The following is a 16,321-nucleotide window of genomic DNA, read 5'->3' on the forward strand; positions in this document are numbered from 1 at the left end:
TGCTCTGCGCTGACAATGCGCTAGTCTTGCTTTTTGGGGCCGGTCGGGAGGCGCCAGATTGGGGCTGGTGTGGGAATGGATGCAGGCGTTGATCTGCTGCGGATCGAGGATGTTGGCATCTCTTTTGCCATTGTCGGGGGACCGTTGCATGCCGTCAGGCGGGCAAATCTTCGCGTCCTGCCCGGCAAGGTCACCGCACTTGTCGGTGAGTCCGGTTCCGGAAAATCGGTTCTCAGCCAGGCCGTGATGGGCATCTTGCCGAACACGGCCCATGTTCGCGGCCGTATCCTGTTTTCCGATCCCAAAAAGCCCGGCACGACGCAGGATATCCTGCAGATGCCGCGAGACGGACCCGAAATCCGGGCGTTGAGAGGCAGCCGCATCGGCAAGATCTTTCAGGAGCCGATGACATCGCTGTCGCCGCTGCACACGATCGGCAACCAGGTCAGCGAATCCCTGCAGATTCATACGCACATGGATCGGACGGAGCGCAAGGCACGGACCGAGGAAATGCTCGGCCTCGTCGGGTTTCCCAATCCCAAGCGCGCCTACGACATGTATCCATTTGAACTTTCGGGAGGATTGCGGCAACGCGCTATGATCGCCATGGCGCTTATCTGCCGGCCCGCTCTGTTGATCGCCGATGAGCCGACGACGGCGTTGGACGTCACCATCCAGGCGCAAATCCTGCAATTGCTTCGTGGGCTCCAGACCAAGCTCAACATGGCAATGCTGCTGATCACGCACGACCTCGGCGTGGTCGCCAATGTCGCCGACGAGGTGGTCGTCATGTACCATGGCGAGATCATGGAAGCAGGCCCTGTGGAGGCAATATTCCGCCGGCCAGGCCATCCTTACCTGAAGGGCCTCATGGCAGCCGTTCCGCATTTCGACCTGAAGCCTGGCGAAAGACTGAAGGCGCTCCGCGAGGTGCCGGTGAATGTCGGGACCCTGCTGGGCAAGCAGACGGCGCCGGAAGCGAAGGGGCCGGACGACATTCTGCTGTCGGTCAGGGATCTGAAAAAGGTCTACACCATCCGCAACTCCGGATGGTTCAGCGGGAGCCATCAGACCTCTGTTCGCGCCGTGGACGGCGTCAGCTTCGACATCAGGCGAGGTGAGTGCCTGGGCCTGGTTGGCGAAAGCGGTTGCGGCAAAACCACCGTCAGCAAGATCCTGATGCGGGCCGTCACCCCTACCGGCGGCTCCGTGATCTTCAACGGCCGCGACGGACCGATCGACGTCCTGGAAGCCGAGGGAGACGCCCTGCGCTTGCTGCGGGCGAAACTCCAGATGGTTTTCCAGGATCCGGTCTCGTCGCTTTCGCCTCGCATGACCGTGGAAAACATCTTGAGCGAGCCGCTGGAAATCCATCAACGTGGCAATGCCGCGTCCCGGCTAGCCACAGTCAAGAGCCTGATGCAGGCAATCGGGCTCGATCCGCGCTTCATCCAGCGTTATCCCCACAGCTTCTCCGGCGGGCAGCGTCAGCGTATCGGCATTGCGCGCGCCTTGGCGCTGGGGCCTGAACTGCTGATCTGCGACGAGCCGGTTTCGGCGCTCGATGTCTCCGTGCAGGCGCAGATCCTGAACCTTCTGAAGGACCTGCAGAAGGAACTGGGCCTGACCTACCTGTTCATATCCCACAATCTGGCGGTGGTGGACTACATGGCGGACCGCATCGCGGTGATGTGCGGCGGGCGTATCGTCGAGCTTGCACCGCGCGAAATTCTGCTCAGGAAACCGATCCACCCCTACACGCGCTCGCTGCTCGCCGCAGTCCCTTTCCCCGATCTCGACCGGCCCATGGATTTCAAGACGCTGAAGCTCGGCGGCGCTTCCGACACCAGCGCATGGGGCCCGCAATTCCGCGACGAGGGCGAAGAGGATATGCTGTCGCCGCTCGATCTCGGCGGCGGCCATCTCGTGCTGGCCCGACGTTCGGCCGATGTCAGCGAGTTACGCCATTGATCAGCCGCCGCATTGTCCTTGGTCTCATGGCTTCGGCATTTCTGCCGGGCACGGCGCGCGCCGGCGATCTGGAGCCGGATTTTCTTCAGCCGCAGCTGAAAGCCAGGGCTCTGCCGCCACTCGCGGAGCGCCTGCCCAAGAGCCCGCGCGCGTTGAACCTCGCCGCGATGGGCCGGCAGCCCGGCCAGTATGGCGGCACGCTGCGTACGATCATCGGCAGCCAGAAAGATATCCGGATGATGACGATCTACGGGTATTCCCGGCTGGTCGGCTATGACGAGAAGCTTAACTTTCAAGCCGACATTCTCGAAAGTTTCGACGTAAAGGACGATCGCGTCTTCACGTTCAAGATTCGTGAAGGCCATAAATGGTCAGACGGCAGCCTGCTGACGCCGGAGGATTTTCGTTATTGCTGGGAAGATGTCTGGCTGAACGATGAGCTTTCGCAAGGGGGGCTCGCCCCTGCCCTGCTGGCGGACGGCAAGCCGCCACGTTTCGAGATCGTCGATCCGTTGACGGTCCGCTACAGCTGGGACGCGCCCAATCCCGACTTCCTGCCCAAGCTTGCCGCTGCTTCGCCGACACCGCTTGTGTTGCCGGCCGCCTATCTCAAGCAGTTCCACAAGAAATATCAGGATCCATTCCGGCTCGCCGGCCTGATGAAGGAGAACCGGACCGCGAAATGGACGCTCCTGCATATCCGCATGTCGCGGCAGTATCGCCCGGAGAACCCGGATCTGCCGACGCTCGACCCCTGGCAGAACCGGACCAAGCCGCCGGCCGACCAGTTCATCTTCGAGCGCAACCCGTTCTTTCATCGAACAGACGAGAACGGCCGGCAACTGCCCTATGTCGACCGGATCATCATGAATGTCAGCTCGTCGGCGATCATCTCCGCCAAGACCGGTGCGGGCGAGAGCGACCTGCAATGCATGGGAATCGACTTCAGCGATTACTCCTTCCTGAAGGACGCGGAGAAGCGCTACCCGGTGAAGATGCATCTGTGGAAACGCACACAGGGTTCGCGGCTGGCGCTCATGCCCAATCTGAATTGTGCCGACTCGGTGTGGCGTGGCCTTTTGCGTGACGTGCGCGTGCGCCGCGCCCTTTCGCTCGCTGTGGACCGGCGCGAGATCAACATGGCCGTCTTCTACGGATTGGCGCAGGAAAGCGCCGATACGGTCTTGCCGGAGAGCCCGCTCTACCGGCCGGAATTCGCGAAAGCCTGGGTCGCCCACGATCCCGACCAGGCCAATGCACTGCTTGACGAGGTCGGGCTTCAGGCCCGTGACGATGACGGCCTGCGGCTACTTCCCGATGGACGCCCGGCGCAGATCATCGTGGAAACGGCCGGCGAAAGCACGCTGGAAACCGATGCGCTCGAACTCATCACCGATCACTGGCGCAAGATCGGCATCGCTTTGTTCATCCGGACTTCGCAGCGCGACATCTTCCGCAGCCGTGCGCTTGGCGGCCAGATCCTGATGTCGATGTCGTCGGGCATCGACAATGGCGTGCCGACCGCCGACATGAATCCATACCAGCTGGCCCCCACCATCGACGACCAGCTGCAATGGCCGCTCTGGGGCGCTTACTATCTGTCGCATGGCAAGATGGGTGAGGCGCCCGATGTTCCTGAAGTGGTCGAGTTGATGGCTTTGCTCAAGCGCTGGAACGGATCGACCCAATCCAGCGAGCGCGCCGAAATCTGGAACTCGATGCTGTCGATCTACACCGATCAGGTGTTCTCTATCGGTACGGTGAACGAAACACTTCAGCCAATTCTGGTATCGTCGCGGCTGCGCAACCTGCCTGACAAAGCACTCTACGGCTACGACCCGACCTCCTATTTCGGTGTCTATTTGCTGGACACATTCTGGCTTGGAGGCTCCTGAGCGTGCTTCGATATCTTGTCTGGCGCATCGCCGTGATGGTTCCAACGCTGCTGGTCATATCGGCGCTGGTGTTCACCATCATCGAACTTCCACCGGGCGACTATTTCGACAGCTATGTCGCCGAGCTTCGGGCCCAGGGCGAAGCGGTGGATTCCGACCGCATCCAGATGATGCGCAAGGAATATGGTTTCGACCAGCCGCCGGTCATTCGCTACTTCTACTGGGTGGGCGGGATGCTGCACGGCGATTTCGGCTATTCCTTCGAATATGAGCTGCCGGTTCGCGACGTCGTCGGCGACCGAATGTGGCTGACCGTGCTGGTTTCCTTCGTCACGATCATCTTCACCTGGCTCATCGCCTTTCCGATCGGCATGTACTCCGCCACGCATCAATACAGCTGGGGCGACTACGGCCTGACTTTCTTCGGCCTTCTCGGCCTTGCCATTCCGAATTTCATGCTGGCGCTGATCCTGATGTATTTCGCCAACATCTGGTTCGGCACGTCCATCGGCCACCTCATGGACCAGCAATATCTCGGCGAGCCGATGAGCTGGGCCAAGGCGAAGTCGATCCTCGCCCATCTCTGGATCCCGGTCCTGATCATCGGCACCGGCGGCACGGCGAGCATGATCCGGCGGCTGCGCGCCAATCTGCTCGACGAACTGCACAAGCAATATGTCGTTACGGCGCGCGCCAAGGGCCTGCATCCGTTCAAGGCGCTGGTCAAATATCCGCTGCGCATGGCGCTCAATTTCTTCATTTCCGACATCGGCTCGATCCTGCCGGCCATCATCTCCGGCGCTGAGATCACGGCTATCGTTCTGTCTTTGGAAACGACCGGGCCGATGCTGATCAAGGCGCTGCAAAGCCAGGATATGTATCTGGCAGGGTCATTCCTGATGTTCCTCGCCTTCCTGACGGTTATCGGCGTGCTGATTTCCGACCTGGCGCTGGCACTGCTTGATCCACGAATTCGTTTGCAGGGTGGCAGCACCAAATGAAGCAGGACTCGCCGCTGCCCGCTCCGGGTGCTCCACTGCAACACTACATTTCCGGCGCGCCCTTCGACCTGCAGTCGGTCGAGGCGATGACGCCGGAGCAATCGAAGGTCTTTCAGGCATCGCAGTTGCGGCTGATGTGGTGGAAATTCCGCAAACACCGGCTTGCGCTTATATCCGGCATATTCCTGGCAGTGCTGTATTCCGGGATACTGATCTGCGAGTTCCTGGCGCCCTACAATCTGCACTCGCGCAACATGGACTACATCTATGCGCCGCCGCAGCACGTGCACCTGTTCCACAATGGCGAGTTCGTCGGGCCGTTCGTCTATGGCCGCCAGATGACGCTGGATATGGACACGCTCAAGCGGAACTACATCGAGAACCACGACGACGTTCAGCGGCTCCGTTTCTTCTGCCAGGGCGACACTTATCGGTTCTGGGGCCTGATCGAAGGTGACAGGCATTTTGTCTGTCCTGCCGAGAACGGCCAACTCTTTCTGGCCGGCACCGACAGGCTGGGGCGCGACGTGCTCTCACGCATGATCTATGGCGCACGCATTTCACTGACTATCGGCCTCGTCGGCATCAGTTTCAGCTTCCTGCTCGGCATCGTCATCGGCGGGCTGGCCGGCTATCACGGCGGTATCTTCGACCTGATCGTCCAACGGATAATCGAAGTCCTGCAATCGATTCCCAGCATTCCGCTATGGCTGGCCCTGGCGGCGATCATGCCGATAACCTGGAGTCCGATCCTGATCTATTTCGGCATCACCGTCATCCTCGGGCTGCTCGACTGGACCGGACTGGCGCGGGCCGTGCGTTCAAAGCTTCTGGCCTTGCGCGAGGAGGATTACGTTCTGGCGGCGCAGTTGATGGGCGCCGGAAGCAGCCGCATCATCAGGCGGCATCTCATTCCCGGCTTCATGTCGCATCTGATCGCGACGGCGACGCTCTCCATCCCTGGCATGATCCTGGGCGAAACGGCGCTGAGCTTCCTCGGGCTCGGCCTGAGGGCGCCGATAACCAGCTGGGGCATCCTGCTCACCGAGGCGCGCAGCGTCAGCGTGATCGCGTTCTATCCATGGCTGCTTTTGCCGATGCTGCCGGTCATCCTCGTTATCATGGCGTTCAACTTCCTCGGCGACGGCTTGCGGGACGCCGCAGACCCCTACAAGTGATATCGCTGTTCCACCGCGCGGCCTGCCGAACACTCCACCCGGTATGACGCTTGTCGGCGGCCGGTTGCGTTATTGCAGGGTTCGTCGTTCGCCTTTATATGCAGCAAGCCTCGATCGGGGCTGCTGGTTCAGGACACACAATCGCATATGAGTCGCCTCGATAATTTCATCAGCAGGATGACCGCGCAGCGCGACATTCTCAATCGAATCTGCCCCGAGGTGGCGAAGATGGAGGGGCTTGTGCTTGAGCTCGGCCTCGGCAATGGCCGGACATTCCACCATCTGCGCGAGCTTCTGCCCGGGCGCCGGATCGTGGTGTTCGACCGCGAAGTTGGCGCGCACACTAGCTCAATTCCCGAAGCTGAAAACCTCGTGCTCGGCGAAATACGCGAGACGGGCCGCAAGTTCATTGGCATCGAAGCCGCCCTTGTTCATGCCGACATTGGCACCGGCTATGACGATCGCGATGCAGTGACCGCTACCTGGCTTCCCGATCTGATTGCGAGCCTGCTTCGCGTCGGCGGCTTCGCGGTCAGTGGCACGCCGCTCGATCACCCGCTGCTGCAACACCTCCCGGCGCCCACTTCGGAGCCCGCCGACCGTTATTTCCTCTGCAAGCGCGTGTGAGCGGTAGAGAACTCTTCAGGGGATCGTATAAACCGCAATCTCCCGCTCGATGCCGCGCAGCGAGACCTCGTGCGGCACGGGCGTCAGCGCGTTCCTGTGCAACAGATCGGCGGTGAGATTATCGTCGACCACCGCACGCGTGGCGAAGATCGCCTGTGCGTTGGCGAGGTTCTGGACCCGCGAAGCAATGTTGACCGTCTGGCCGAAATAATCCTGCCGCTCGTTCATGGACACGGCTATGCAGGGGCCGGCATGAACACCGATCTTGAGCAGAAGGTCCTCGCGCCCGCTTTTGTCATTGAGCGCCCGCATGGCGTCGCGCATCCGCAGCGCCGCGGCAATCGCACGGTCAGGCGTCGCGAAGGTCGCCATCACCGCATCGCCGATCGTCTTCACAACCGCGCCTGCCTCCGCCGCGACGATCTCGTGCAGAACCTGGAAATGCTCGCGCACGAGATCGAAGGCTGAAAGATCGCCCACCCGCTCGTAAAGCTCGGTCGATCCGCGCAGATCGGTGAACAGGAAGGTCAGGCTGGTGATCTTCAGGCGCTGGTTGATGTCGAGCGTATCCGTGCGATAGAGATCCCGGAACGTCTGGTTGGTGAGCAGGCGCTTGGCGGTCACGAAGGGCCGGCGCTTGCCCAGGAAATCATGCAATACCGGGCAGGCGATGAAGACCGTCGGCAGCACGCGCGTGTCGGTCCTGTTTTCCAGCGAAATGCGCAATGGGCCGGGTTGCATCTCCAGCGTCTGGCTCTGGACATGGTCGCGGTCGAAGGCCAGAGAGAGGTTTCGCCGCTCTTTTGCCGGTTCGCCCTTCGCGTCGATGAACTGGGCCGAATGCGTGACCGGCTCGAAGACGATGATGAATTGGGGCGGAAGCTGGATGTGCAGAACCGCCTTTTCACCGGGCGCAAGCTCGATATCTTCCAGCGAGAACGCTTCCATCTTTTCCGCCAGATCCTCGTCCGGCAGATCGGCCCCGGACGCCCAGTAGATCTGGCGGTAATATTCCACCAACGGCAGTTCGTGTGGATTGTGGGCGGCAATCCTGCGCACGCGGGGACTGACGGTGAATGTCACCTCGACCATCTCGTCGAGGGTCGGCGAATAGCCCTGGGAGCACAGCGCGCAGGTGTATTCGTCCTTCTGCATGGTTTTCAGCGTGGCGTTGGTGTCGAGCACGCCGCCACAGCCGGGGCACAGAACATTCCAGGAAATGTCGAAGATGCCCACCCGCGCCGCATGGAGAAAGGCGCTTATGGTGCGTTCCTCGTCGAGGCCATGCTTGCTGGCGAAGGCGAGCGCATTGATGCGGCAAAGTTCGCGGTCCTTGCCCTCGGCGATGGTTTGCCGGATTGCGTCGATTGCCTGCGGATCGACATCGGTCGATTGCCGCAGAAGCGAGAACAGATCCTGAGCTTCGGTCATCGTGCAGGCTCCGGAAATTGCGCCGCTAGAGCATGATGCCGAAAAGTGTGAAGCGGTTTTCGGACGACATCATGCTCTATTTCCTGATTTAGAGGCGGATTCAGATTTCAGGTCGGACAGACCTGAAATCATCCGGCTCTAGGCGTGTTGGCCGGACCGATCTTCGACCCGAACGCTCCATCATACTGCGAAACGGACCGTACGGCCATTCGAATGGACAAGCCTGGTGACAGGTCAATTTCCATTTGTTGAATTCCAAACTATGATAGCCCATGGGGCATTCATCTCTGGGGTTTTCTCCATGCCGACACGCGACAACCCGCCATTTCCGGCGGCCCTTCGCCTTTTCTCGGCGGGGGTCATCATCGTCCTGATCGTTGGGGCCGGCCTGTTTTTCGCGCCTGCGCTGGTCAAGCCGCGCTGGCCCTGGGCCGTCACGCCGTTCAATGCCCGCTTCCTCGGCGGCTTCTACACCGCCGAAATGGCAGTGATGGCGGTGCTGCTGGTCTGGAATCGCTGGTCGCCCGGCAGGCTTGTGCTGGTCATGGCCTTCATCTTCACGGTCATCGTGTCGGCGGCTTCGTTCATCAACCTTGGCTATTTCAACTTCGAGCGCAAAGCCCCCTGGCTATGGTTTCTGGTCTATCTTGCGTCGGCCGCTGTATCCGCGCTGTTCCTGTGGCGGGCAAGGGCCCGCCCTTCTGCAAAAGGCGTGATCTTAAACCCCGCATGGCGCGCCTACCTACCGGTGGAGATGGCGATCCTCGGGCTCTACGGCGTCGGCCTGTTGCTGTTTCCCCTGACATTCGGTGGCTTCTGGCCGTGGCCGATCGATGCCTTCCACGCCCAGGTCTACAGCGCCATCTTCCTGGCGGGTGCAGGCGGCACCTATCTCGTCTGGAGAAGTGCGCCGCGCGAGGAACTGCTGGTGCTCGGCCTGGCGCAGTTTCTGGTTGGCCTGCTTGCTGTTCTTGGCCTCTTCATCACCGACGCCGCCGTGCACCGGATCGACTGGACGGCGGCCGGGACATTGTGCTGGCTCGCCCTTTTCGGCTGGATCGGCATCAGCGGTATCCTCAAACTCTGCGCCGCCCACCGGCATTTTGCCGCGCAATCGGCATAGGTCGCAGAGACGGCTGGATTTTCAGGTGACGTCCGGTGCATCGTGCCGGGCATATTGCCTCTGTCCTTTGTTCTGACGCAATTCCGGACGGAAAACCGCTCACACTTTTCCTGGAATTGCTGTAGCCGGAAAAGCCATGACCAGCACGCCACCCCTAGAGAAAATCCAGCCGCAGCTCCGGGCCGTCCGGCCAAGCGATGCCGAGGCGCTTTGCGCTATCTTCAATATGCCGGGCTTCCGCTGGGGCACACTCAGGATGCCATTCGAGATGGTGGAGCAGGTGGAGCGGCGCATCGCCAAGTCCGGCCCGGAAACCACCTGGATCGTTGCCGAGTCGGACGGCAAGGTTGTCGGCCATGGCAGCCTGGTCGCGCAGGGTTCGCCGCGCCGCTCGCATATCGGCGAGATCAATATCGGCCTTGACGATGGTTTTGTCGGCAGAGGCATCGGCTCTGCCATCCTAGGCGCGCTGCTTGACGTGGCCGACAATTGGCGCGCCCTTAAGCGGGTCGAGTTGACTGTCTATGCCGACAACGAACCGGCCATCCGTCTCTACACAAGCCATGGCTTCGAGGTCGAAGGCCGGCATGTGAAGGCCGGTTTTACCGACGGGCAGTACCACGACCTCCTGAGCATGGCCCGGCTGCGGTTCTGATGACCACCGTCCCTGCCCTTGCCCCTCCGGTGGACATTTTGGCCGTGCTGTCGCTGCTCTGCCCCGAGGTCGTGCGTGACATCGAGCAGAACTGGAATGCACCGGTTTCCGATTATGCCCGCCATCTGTGGCGGCCGGTGGCAAGGCCTGGATCGGCCCCGTCGATTGCTGCCCGCTCGATCCTGCGCGACGTCCTGCAGCAGCGCCTCGGTGCGATCATGCAGCCTGAAGCGATCGGCAAGGCCCTCGACGAATTCGACCACAGACCGGTTATCCAGTCCGGCCTGCACTGCCTGCTTCTGATGGATCGCATCACCTTCGATGCCCTGCTGCTTGCCTGGCTCGGCGCGGTCGAAAACAGGCTGTCGGCTTTTTTCGGCTTCATGGGAACGACCATGACCATGGAGACAACCGGCCGGGAGGGGCCGGGATGGCTCGATGTCGGCGACGACAAGGTCAATTTGTTTGGCATGGGGCGCCACAAACTGTGCCGCAAAAGCGCCTGCGCGGCCGGTCCCGTCGCCCTCAACGGGCGCGCGCTCGAAACGGTGGGCAATGAGACGGATGCCAGAAGCTGGCTGGGCACGCTGCTTGCCAGCCAGGACAAGGTGTTTGCAACCGCCGCCGATGCGCTGACAGAACTCAACGAGGATCTGGTCGCCGATTGGGATCGTTCCGGCATGGCTCGGCCGGTTTTCATCGATGATAGGCTGGCCGCGACTGTCGTGTCGCGGCATCTGGAAGATGAAGGCAGCCTTCTTTCCAGGCTGCTCCTCGAGCCCGCAAGGCGCCGGCGTCTCGACCATGCCTTGCAAGAAGCCGCATCTGGCCCATTTGGCAGGTTCCTGCCCAATGCCACGGACTATTTCTGGGGCATCCGCGAGCAGCGCGTGCGCAAGCTCGTCCTCGAGAAGGGGCGGCTGATCGAGCCTGACAGGCCGCATGGTCTTTCCATCCCGTTCGAGCGGCCGCATCTCCAGCAGGCACTGCTGGACGGCCTGCTTTTGCCGGACTTGTTCCTGATGTTCCTTGCCCTTGCCATATTGCCGCGCGTGCGGGTTGTGGGCGGCCTGAGACAGATTGGCTATGTCGCGCTTTTCCACTCGATCCTGCTGGCTGCGCTGGATGAAAACGCGCCAGAAGAGCGCGATCTGGCCGCCGAGCTGCAGGTTCGGGAAAATGCCTGGGGCATGCGGGTCATCGATGAAAAGATCTCGGTCCGCGAGCAGCTTGCCGGCCTGCCGGAAGGGGCGCTCTTCCCGGACCTGCTGCGGCAATACCGGTTGCGGACATTTGCCGAGACGACCGACGACCTGAAACCGGTTCGCGAAAACGCCCGATGGTGCAAGATCGGCCGGGCCTCAGGCCTCTGATCCGGCCGGGCTTTAGCCCGTCATTGCACCAAGCCGGCCTTGCGGAGCCCCTCGACCATCAGTTCGAAATCGGCAGGGTTCTTGTAAGGCAAGACCTTGCGACGATGTTCCAGCGAATAGGCGGGATTAACGCGAAGCAGGTCCTGCCATGCCGCATGGGCCTCCTCCAAACGGCCCAGATGGCCGTAGCATGCGGCCAGAAGCGCACGCGAGACGTCGGTGACAGCGTTGCGAGCCAGCCGTTGCAGCAAGAGGTCGACGGCCTCTTCGTACCTTCCCAGTTGACACGATGCCAAAGCCTGGAAGTGCAGAAGCACATCCGGGAAGTATGGATTCAAGGTCTTTCCCCGGGCGAAACTCTCTAGCGCCTCCGCGGATCTACCCGAATAATACAGCGCCTCGCCGCCCTCCAGACGCGAGGCGATGTTGACGCCGTCACCCATCAGATCGCCATCGCTCTCTTCGACCACATCGCCCAGATGGATGCCGATCCTGAACTCGATGCGGCGCTCCTGCGGTACGCCGGCATTGCGCTCAACCATACCGTTTTGAATCTCAACGGCGCAGCGCACGGCATCGACCACACTGCGAAACTCAACCAGTGCCCCATCTCCGGTACGCTTGATAACCCGCCCGTGGTGCACTGCAATGATCGGATCGATCAGGTCGCTGCGCAGTGCCCGCAACCGCGCCAAGGTACGATCTTCGTCCGCGCTCGCGAGCCGGCTGTATCCGACCACATCTGCAGCCAGGATTGCGGCCAGCTTACGGTTCTCGCTCATGGGTCGCCTCCTCATCTCCATCATAGCAGGAAGACGGCGGGACGAGGGAATTTTCGCAAATCACGGCCACGCGGCCGCCCGTATCGGCAGTGCTCCACCGCCGAACCCAGACCGATGCCCATTTGCGCTGCCGCTTGCCGGTTGACGACTATCGGTTCATCCTTGTGAATACCCCGGCCGTGACGAGCGTGGCGAGATCACGCGTCATGGCCCAAGGTCAAAGAGATAGAGCATGATGTCGTCCGAAAACCGCTTCACACTCTTCGGCATCATGCTCTGGTGAGGTGTCCATGAACTGCTCGGGCTGCGGTTTCGAGATCGAGGGCGGTTACGCCTTCTGTCCGAAGTGTGGCCGCCGCCAGCCCGTGCCATGCGCCAGTTGCGGCTACGCCTGCGCACCTGATTTCGAATTCTGTCCTAAATGTGGGGCAAGCGTCGGTGCGTCCGCAAAAGCTGCCGAACGGCCTGCTCCGACACCAAGCCGCACCATTGCGCAGCCCTCTCGAGCTCCGTCGCCGAACATCGAAAGCGAAGAGGGGCCGCATTCCGTCTCCGACGCCGATCGACGAACGGTAACGGTGCTGTTCGCCGATCTCTGCGGCTTCACGACACTCAGCGAGCAGCTCGACCCCGAGGTCATGCAGGCGCTGCAGAACGAACTGTTCAAGGAATTGACGGCGGCCGTGCAAGGCTTTGGTGGTTTCGTCGACAAATTCATCGGCGACGCTCTGCTCGCCTTGTTCGGTGCGCCGGTCGCGCATGAGGACGATCCGGAACGTGCGCTTCGAGCCGCTCTCGACATGATCGCCCGGACGGCGCGGCTCGGTGAAAGCACCCGCCACTCCGGCTCGCCGCTGCTGCTCCACATAGGCATAAACACGGGTCCGGTCGTTACTGGCGGATTGGGCATCGGCACCGCCAAATCTTATTCGGTGACCGGCGACACGGTGAATACGGCGCAACGCCTGCAATCGCTGGCTGCACCGGGTGAGGTGCTGGTGGGCGAACTCACGCACAGGCTGACCCGGCATGCCTTCTCGTACGAGTCGCTGGGCGATGTCGTGTTTCGCGGCAAGGCTGGCAGTGTGCTCGTCCACCGACTGGATGCACCGCTTGCGGCGCCGCGTGCAGCGCGCGGGCTCGAGGCGCTCGGCCTCAGTGCGCCCATAATAGGTCGTGATGCGGAGCTCAACAGAATGCTGGCGAGCCTTGACTTGGCGTGCGGCGGCTCGGCCCAGCTTGTCCGCATCGTCGGCGAAGCCGGTATCGGGAAGTCGCGGTTGGTGAAGGAGTTCGTCGCCCGCGTCGGCGACGAGGATCGTTTTCGCAACGTCGCCGTGCGGCAGGCCACGTGCTCACCGCTGGGTGAACAATCATTTGGCGCCTTGGGTGCAGTGGTGCGCAGCGCTGCCGGGATGATGCAAAACGACAATGGGGACGAAATGCGGGGCAAGCTCGCAGCCTTGCTTGCCGATCTCGGCCTGCAGGGCGAGGAGGCGAAGCGGCTGATGCCTTTGCTCTACCATGTGCTTGGCCTCGGCGACCCCCATGCCACCTTGCAGCATGTCGAGCCCGAGCAGCTGCGGCGGCAAATTCTCTACGCGGTCCGCACAATCATGGAATGGCGGCTTGCGTTGTCGCCGCTGTTGATTGTCGTCGAAGACCTGCACTGGGCCGACTCCGTCTCGCTCGAGGCACTGCGTTTCGTGATGGACAGACTGGAACGCACGCGGCTGATGTTGCTGGTCACGCATCGTCCGGCGTCGGACAACGACCAACTCGACTCAAGTCGGGTCAGCCACACAGCGCTCAGGCTTTCGCCGCTCGACAGCGATGACGGACGCCGCCTGGTGGCGGCGCTTTTCGGCGATAACTGGGTAAACGCCGCAAGAGGGCTTCTCGACCAGATCCTCGAGCGCGCGGGCGGCAACCCGCTTTTCTTGGAGGAGATCGTTCGCGGCCTTATCGATCGCGGTGTATTGGTGCGCGAGGGCCAGCAATGGCGGACCGTGGCAGGCGAAGTCGCAACCGGCATCCCCGCCACGATCCAGGCAATGTTGCTTGCTCGCGTCGACCGGCTGCCGCAAGGGGTGCGCCGGTTGGCCCAGGAAGCCGCGGTAATCGGCCCGCGCTTCGATGCCACGCTTCTGAAAGCCGTGGCAGCCGACCCCGGCCGACTGGAAGCGGGCTGCGAACTGCTTTGCGATGCGGAAATCATCGAGGAAGTTGCCGGATCAGGCTCGGTCTCGTCGCAAAGCTACCGCTTTACACAAACATTGCTGCAGGACGTGATCTACCAGAATCTGCTCCTGCAACGCCGGACCGACATCCACGGCCGGGTAGGTGCCGCCCTGGAGCAACTGTGCGGCGACAAGCCGGAACGGTTCGAGGATCTGGCCGTGCTCGGTCACCATTTCGCTCAGAGCGCCGAGCGGGAGAGGGGCGCGCATTACCTGCAGGCGGCGGGAGATCGCGCTCGCATGATATACGCCAATGACGACGCCCTTCGTTTCTACGAGCGAGCACTGACTGCGTTGGGCGCGATCGGGCAAACACCGCTCAAACTGGCAATTGCAGAGCGCATTGCCGATTTGAGCGGCCCGGCAGGCCGCCGCGAGATTGCACACCGCCACTACGAGGCGGTGCTGCAGGCCTATCGCGAGTCAGCCGATCGTGTCGCGGCGGCGCGCGTTTTGCGCAAGATCGGTCGGCTGTTTTGGGACGTGGGCAAGCGGGACGACGCGGAATCGCGCTACGCTGAAGCGGCAGCGCTCCTCGATGGAGCGGATGCCCCGATCGAGCAGGCGCATCTCTGGCAAGAACGTGGCCGACAGGCGTTCCGCAGCGGAGATCACACTCTCGCGGCAAAATGGGCAGACGCGGCGCTGGATTGCGTACGCTCTCTGACAACGGAACATGTCTCCGATGATGCCACCCTCGTGACCGCCGAGGCACTTAATACCAAGGCTGTTGCGCTGGCTCGCCTTGGGCGAAACCATGAAGCCGTGCGTGAGGTTGAGCGCAGCATTGAATTGGCCGAAGCCGCCGGTCTGCTGGGCGCGGCCTGCCGCGGCTACACCAATCTCGGGGTGCTCTACACGACCATCGATCCGGCGAAGGCGATGGAGGTCTGTCGGCGCGGTCTTGAAGTGGCGCGCCGTATTGGCGATTTGGGTTTCCAGGCGCGCCTCCTCGCCAATCTGGCGGTAGCTTGTTGTACTTTCACGGATCGCTGTCCAACGGAGGGCGTGCCTGCTGCCGAGAAGGCCATCGAGATTGACCGGGCGCTCGACCAGCGCGAGCACCTGCCAGTGCCGTTGATCGTGCTTGGGCAGATCCACCAGTGCAACGGCCATCCGGAACTGGCGATCGGCTTGTTCCACGAAGCACTGGAGGTAGCCCGCGAAACGGGCGAGCCCCAACTTCTGTTTCCGTGCTATGATGGACTCGCAACGCTTAATCTCGACCTCGACAATCTGGCCGAGGCCGAACGCTTCTTTTCCCTGGCGCAGGGTATATGCGCCCAGCACGGGCTCGACCCGGAAGCGCTTGTGGTGCTGCCTTTTCTCGACTAGCCGGGATAGGGGGTTGGACATGTCCGCGCCTAGTGGATTGATACCGCTTCAACCGGGCGACCGGGCGCCGAACCTGATACTCGACGCCATTACCCAGGAAGGCAAGATTGCGCTTGACGACTTTCGCGGGCAAAAACCGGTGCTGGTCGGCCTGTTTCGAGGTCTGCATTGTGCGTTTTGCCGGCGCCACATCGCCGCTCAGGCGCGTCTCGATCCGGAGCTGCGCGAAAAGGGCGTGGAGAGCCTGACGGTGGTCAACACGCCGATCGAACGGGCGCGGCTCTATTTCCGCTACCATCCAATGCCGAACCTGCTTGCGGCGTCGGACCCGGAACGCGCTTCACATCGTGCTTTTGGACTGCCCAATCTCGAATTCACCGAGAACGAGACGAACTGGCCGTACAAGGTCGCGATGGCAGCGGCACAGGACATGCGGGTCGACATACCTGGCGAATTGCCCGGTCCCATGGATCCGATGACAGCCGCCGCAATCCTCGACAAGAAGGACCACTACGAACTGACCGAAGCCGACGAGCAGATGATGGCCACGGGACACGGACAACTGGTTGGTCAGTTCCTGCTGGACCGGCAGGGGATCGTCCGCTGGAGCTTCACGGAGGTCCCGGAGGGTGGGCGATACATGTTTGGCGCCCCAAACCCGAAGGAGCTGATGTCAGCCGTGTCGCAAGTCGCCCAATAATGAACTGACA

12 protein-coding genes are annotated in these 16,321 nt (G+C 61.8%); 10 read left to right on the forward strand and 2 right to left on the reverse strand.

The features are described from left to right. The first annotated feature begins 75 nt into the window (after window positions 1-75). From NKK50_RS19545 to NKK50_RS19565, 5 genes are all read left to right on the forward strand, one after another. On the forward strand, window positions 76-1,971 hold the full coding sequence (locus NKK50_RS19545) for an ABC transporter ATP-binding protein (RefSeq protein ID WP_023672138.1): 1,896 nt from the start codon (window positions 76-78) through the stop codon (window positions 1,969-1,971). Continuing rightward, a complete protein-coding gene (locus NKK50_RS19550; protein ID WP_352543777.1) occupies window positions 1,968-3,866 on the forward strand; it encodes an ABC transporter substrate-binding protein in 1,899 nt (632 codons plus the stop codon). The genes NKK50_RS19545 and NKK50_RS19550 overlap by 4 nt, the downstream gene beginning before the upstream one ends. Before the next feature lie 2 nt (window positions 3,867-3,868). Continuing rightward, window positions 3,869-4,867 (forward strand): ABC transporter permease, encoded by a 999-nt coding sequence (locus NKK50_RS19555; RefSeq protein ID WP_023672136.1) that lies wholly within the window; start codon window positions 3,869-3,871, stop codon window positions 4,865-4,867. Then, window positions 4,864-6,045: an ABC transporter permease gene (locus NKK50_RS19560; protein ID WP_023702557.1), complete on the forward strand. Its 1,182-nt coding sequence runs from the start codon at window positions 4,864-4,866 to the stop codon at window positions 6,043-6,045. Before NKK50_RS19555 ends, NKK50_RS19560 begins: the two co-directional genes overlap by 4 nt. 147 nt (window positions 6,046-6,192) lie before the next feature. Further along, window positions 6,193-6,672, forward strand: a complete 480-nt coding sequence (locus NKK50_RS19565) for a class I SAM-dependent methyltransferase (protein WP_023672134.1) — start codon at window positions 6,193-6,195, stop codon at window positions 6,670-6,672. A 15-nt stretch (window positions 6,673-6,687) separates the two neighbouring features. On the opposite strand, the gene NKK50_RS19570 is transcribed toward NKK50_RS19565, so the two are convergent. After that, window positions 6,688-8,103, reverse strand: coding sequence for an adenylate/guanylate cyclase domain-containing protein (locus tag NKK50_RS19570; RefSeq protein WP_023685078.1), 1,416 nt, complete (start codon window positions 8,101-8,103; stop codon window positions 6,688-6,690). A gap of 301 nt (window positions 8,104-8,404) precedes the next feature. Here NKK50_RS19570 and NKK50_RS19575 point away from each other — a divergent pair, with 301 nt between their 5' ends. The 3 genes from NKK50_RS19575 (at window position 8,405) to NKK50_RS19585 (ending at window position 11,254) form a co-directional block, all read left to right on the forward strand. After that, window positions 8,405-9,226, forward strand: coding sequence for a hypothetical protein (locus NKK50_RS19575; RefSeq protein ID WP_023745922.1), 822 nt, complete (start codon window positions 8,405-8,407; stop codon window positions 9,224-9,226). A 136-nt stretch (window positions 9,227-9,362) separates the two neighbouring features. Next, on the forward strand, window positions 9,363-9,881 hold the full coding sequence (locus NKK50_RS19580; RefSeq protein ID WP_023672131.1) for a GNAT family N-acetyltransferase: 519 nt from the start codon (window positions 9,363-9,365) through the stop codon (window positions 9,879-9,881). After that, window positions 9,881-11,254, forward strand: a complete 1,374-nt coding sequence (locus NKK50_RS19585; protein WP_031193181.1) for a hypothetical protein — start codon at window positions 9,881-9,883, stop codon at window positions 11,252-11,254. The genes NKK50_RS19580 and NKK50_RS19585 overlap by 1 nt, the downstream gene beginning before the upstream one ends. A 20-nt stretch (window positions 11,255-11,274) precedes the next feature. On the opposite strand, the gene NKK50_RS19590 is transcribed toward NKK50_RS19585, so the two are convergent. Continuing rightward, window positions 11,275-12,036, reverse strand: coding sequence for an adenylate/guanylate cyclase domain-containing protein (locus NKK50_RS19590; protein WP_352543778.1), 762 nt, complete (start codon window positions 12,034-12,036; stop codon window positions 11,275-11,277). Window positions 12,037-12,326: 290 nt separating this feature from the next. Between NKK50_RS19590 and NKK50_RS19595 the strand changes: the two genes are divergently transcribed. After that, window positions 12,327-15,611, forward strand: a complete 3,285-nt coding sequence (locus tag NKK50_RS19595; protein ID WP_023745925.1) for an adenylate/guanylate cyclase domain-containing protein — start codon at window positions 12,327-12,329, stop codon at window positions 15,609-15,611. Window positions 15,612-15,630: 19 nt separating this feature from the next. Beyond that, window positions 15,631-16,311 (forward strand): redoxin domain-containing protein, encoded by a 681-nt coding sequence (locus NKK50_RS19600; protein ID WP_023672127.1) that lies wholly within the window; start codon window positions 15,631-15,633, stop codon window positions 16,309-16,311. Window positions 16,312-16,321 lie beyond the last annotated feature (10 nt).

This window comes from Mesorhizobium sp. M0001 (assembly GCF_040324255.1).
Lineage (GTDB): Bacteria > Pseudomonadota > Alphaproteobacteria > Rhizobiales > Rhizobiaceae > Mesorhizobium.

Coding starts and splice junctions, on each gene's coding strand:
- NKK50_RS19560 (WP_023702557.1), top strand. CDS start 4,864: ATGAAGCAGGACTCGCCGCTGCCCGCTCCGGGTGCTCCACTGCAACAC.
- NKK50_RS19585 (WP_031193181.1), top strand. CDS start 9,881: ATGACCACCGTCCCTGCCCTTGCCCCTCCGGTGGACATTTTGGCCGTG.
- NKK50_RS19565 (WP_023672134.1), top strand. CDS start 6,193: ATGAGTCGCCTCGATAATTTCATCAGCAGGATGACCGCGCAGCGCGAC.
- NKK50_RS19595 (WP_023745925.1), top strand. CDS start 12,327: ATGAACTGCTCGGGCTGCGGTTTCGAGATCGAGGGCGGTTACGCCTTC.
- NKK50_RS19570 (WP_023685078.1), bottom strand. CDS start 8,103: ATGACCGAAGCTCAGGATCTGTTCTCGCTTCTGCGGCAATCGACCGAT.
- NKK50_RS19545 (WP_023672138.1), top strand. CDS start 76: ATGGATGCAGGCGTTGATCTGCTGCGGATCGAGGATGTTGGCATCTCT.
- NKK50_RS19600 (WP_023672127.1), top strand. CDS start 15,631: ATGTCCGCGCCTAGTGGATTGATACCGCTTCAACCGGGCGACCGGGCG.
- NKK50_RS19575 (WP_023745922.1), top strand. CDS start 8,405: ATGCCGACACGCGACAACCCGCCATTTCCGGCGGCCCTTCGCCTTTTC.
- NKK50_RS19580 (WP_023672131.1), top strand. CDS start 9,363: ATGACCAGCACGCCACCCCTAGAGAAAATCCAGCCGCAGCTCCGGGCC.
- NKK50_RS19590 (WP_352543778.1), bottom strand. CDS start 12,036: ATGAGCGAGAACCGTAAGCTGGCCGCAATCCTGGCTGCAGATGTGGTC.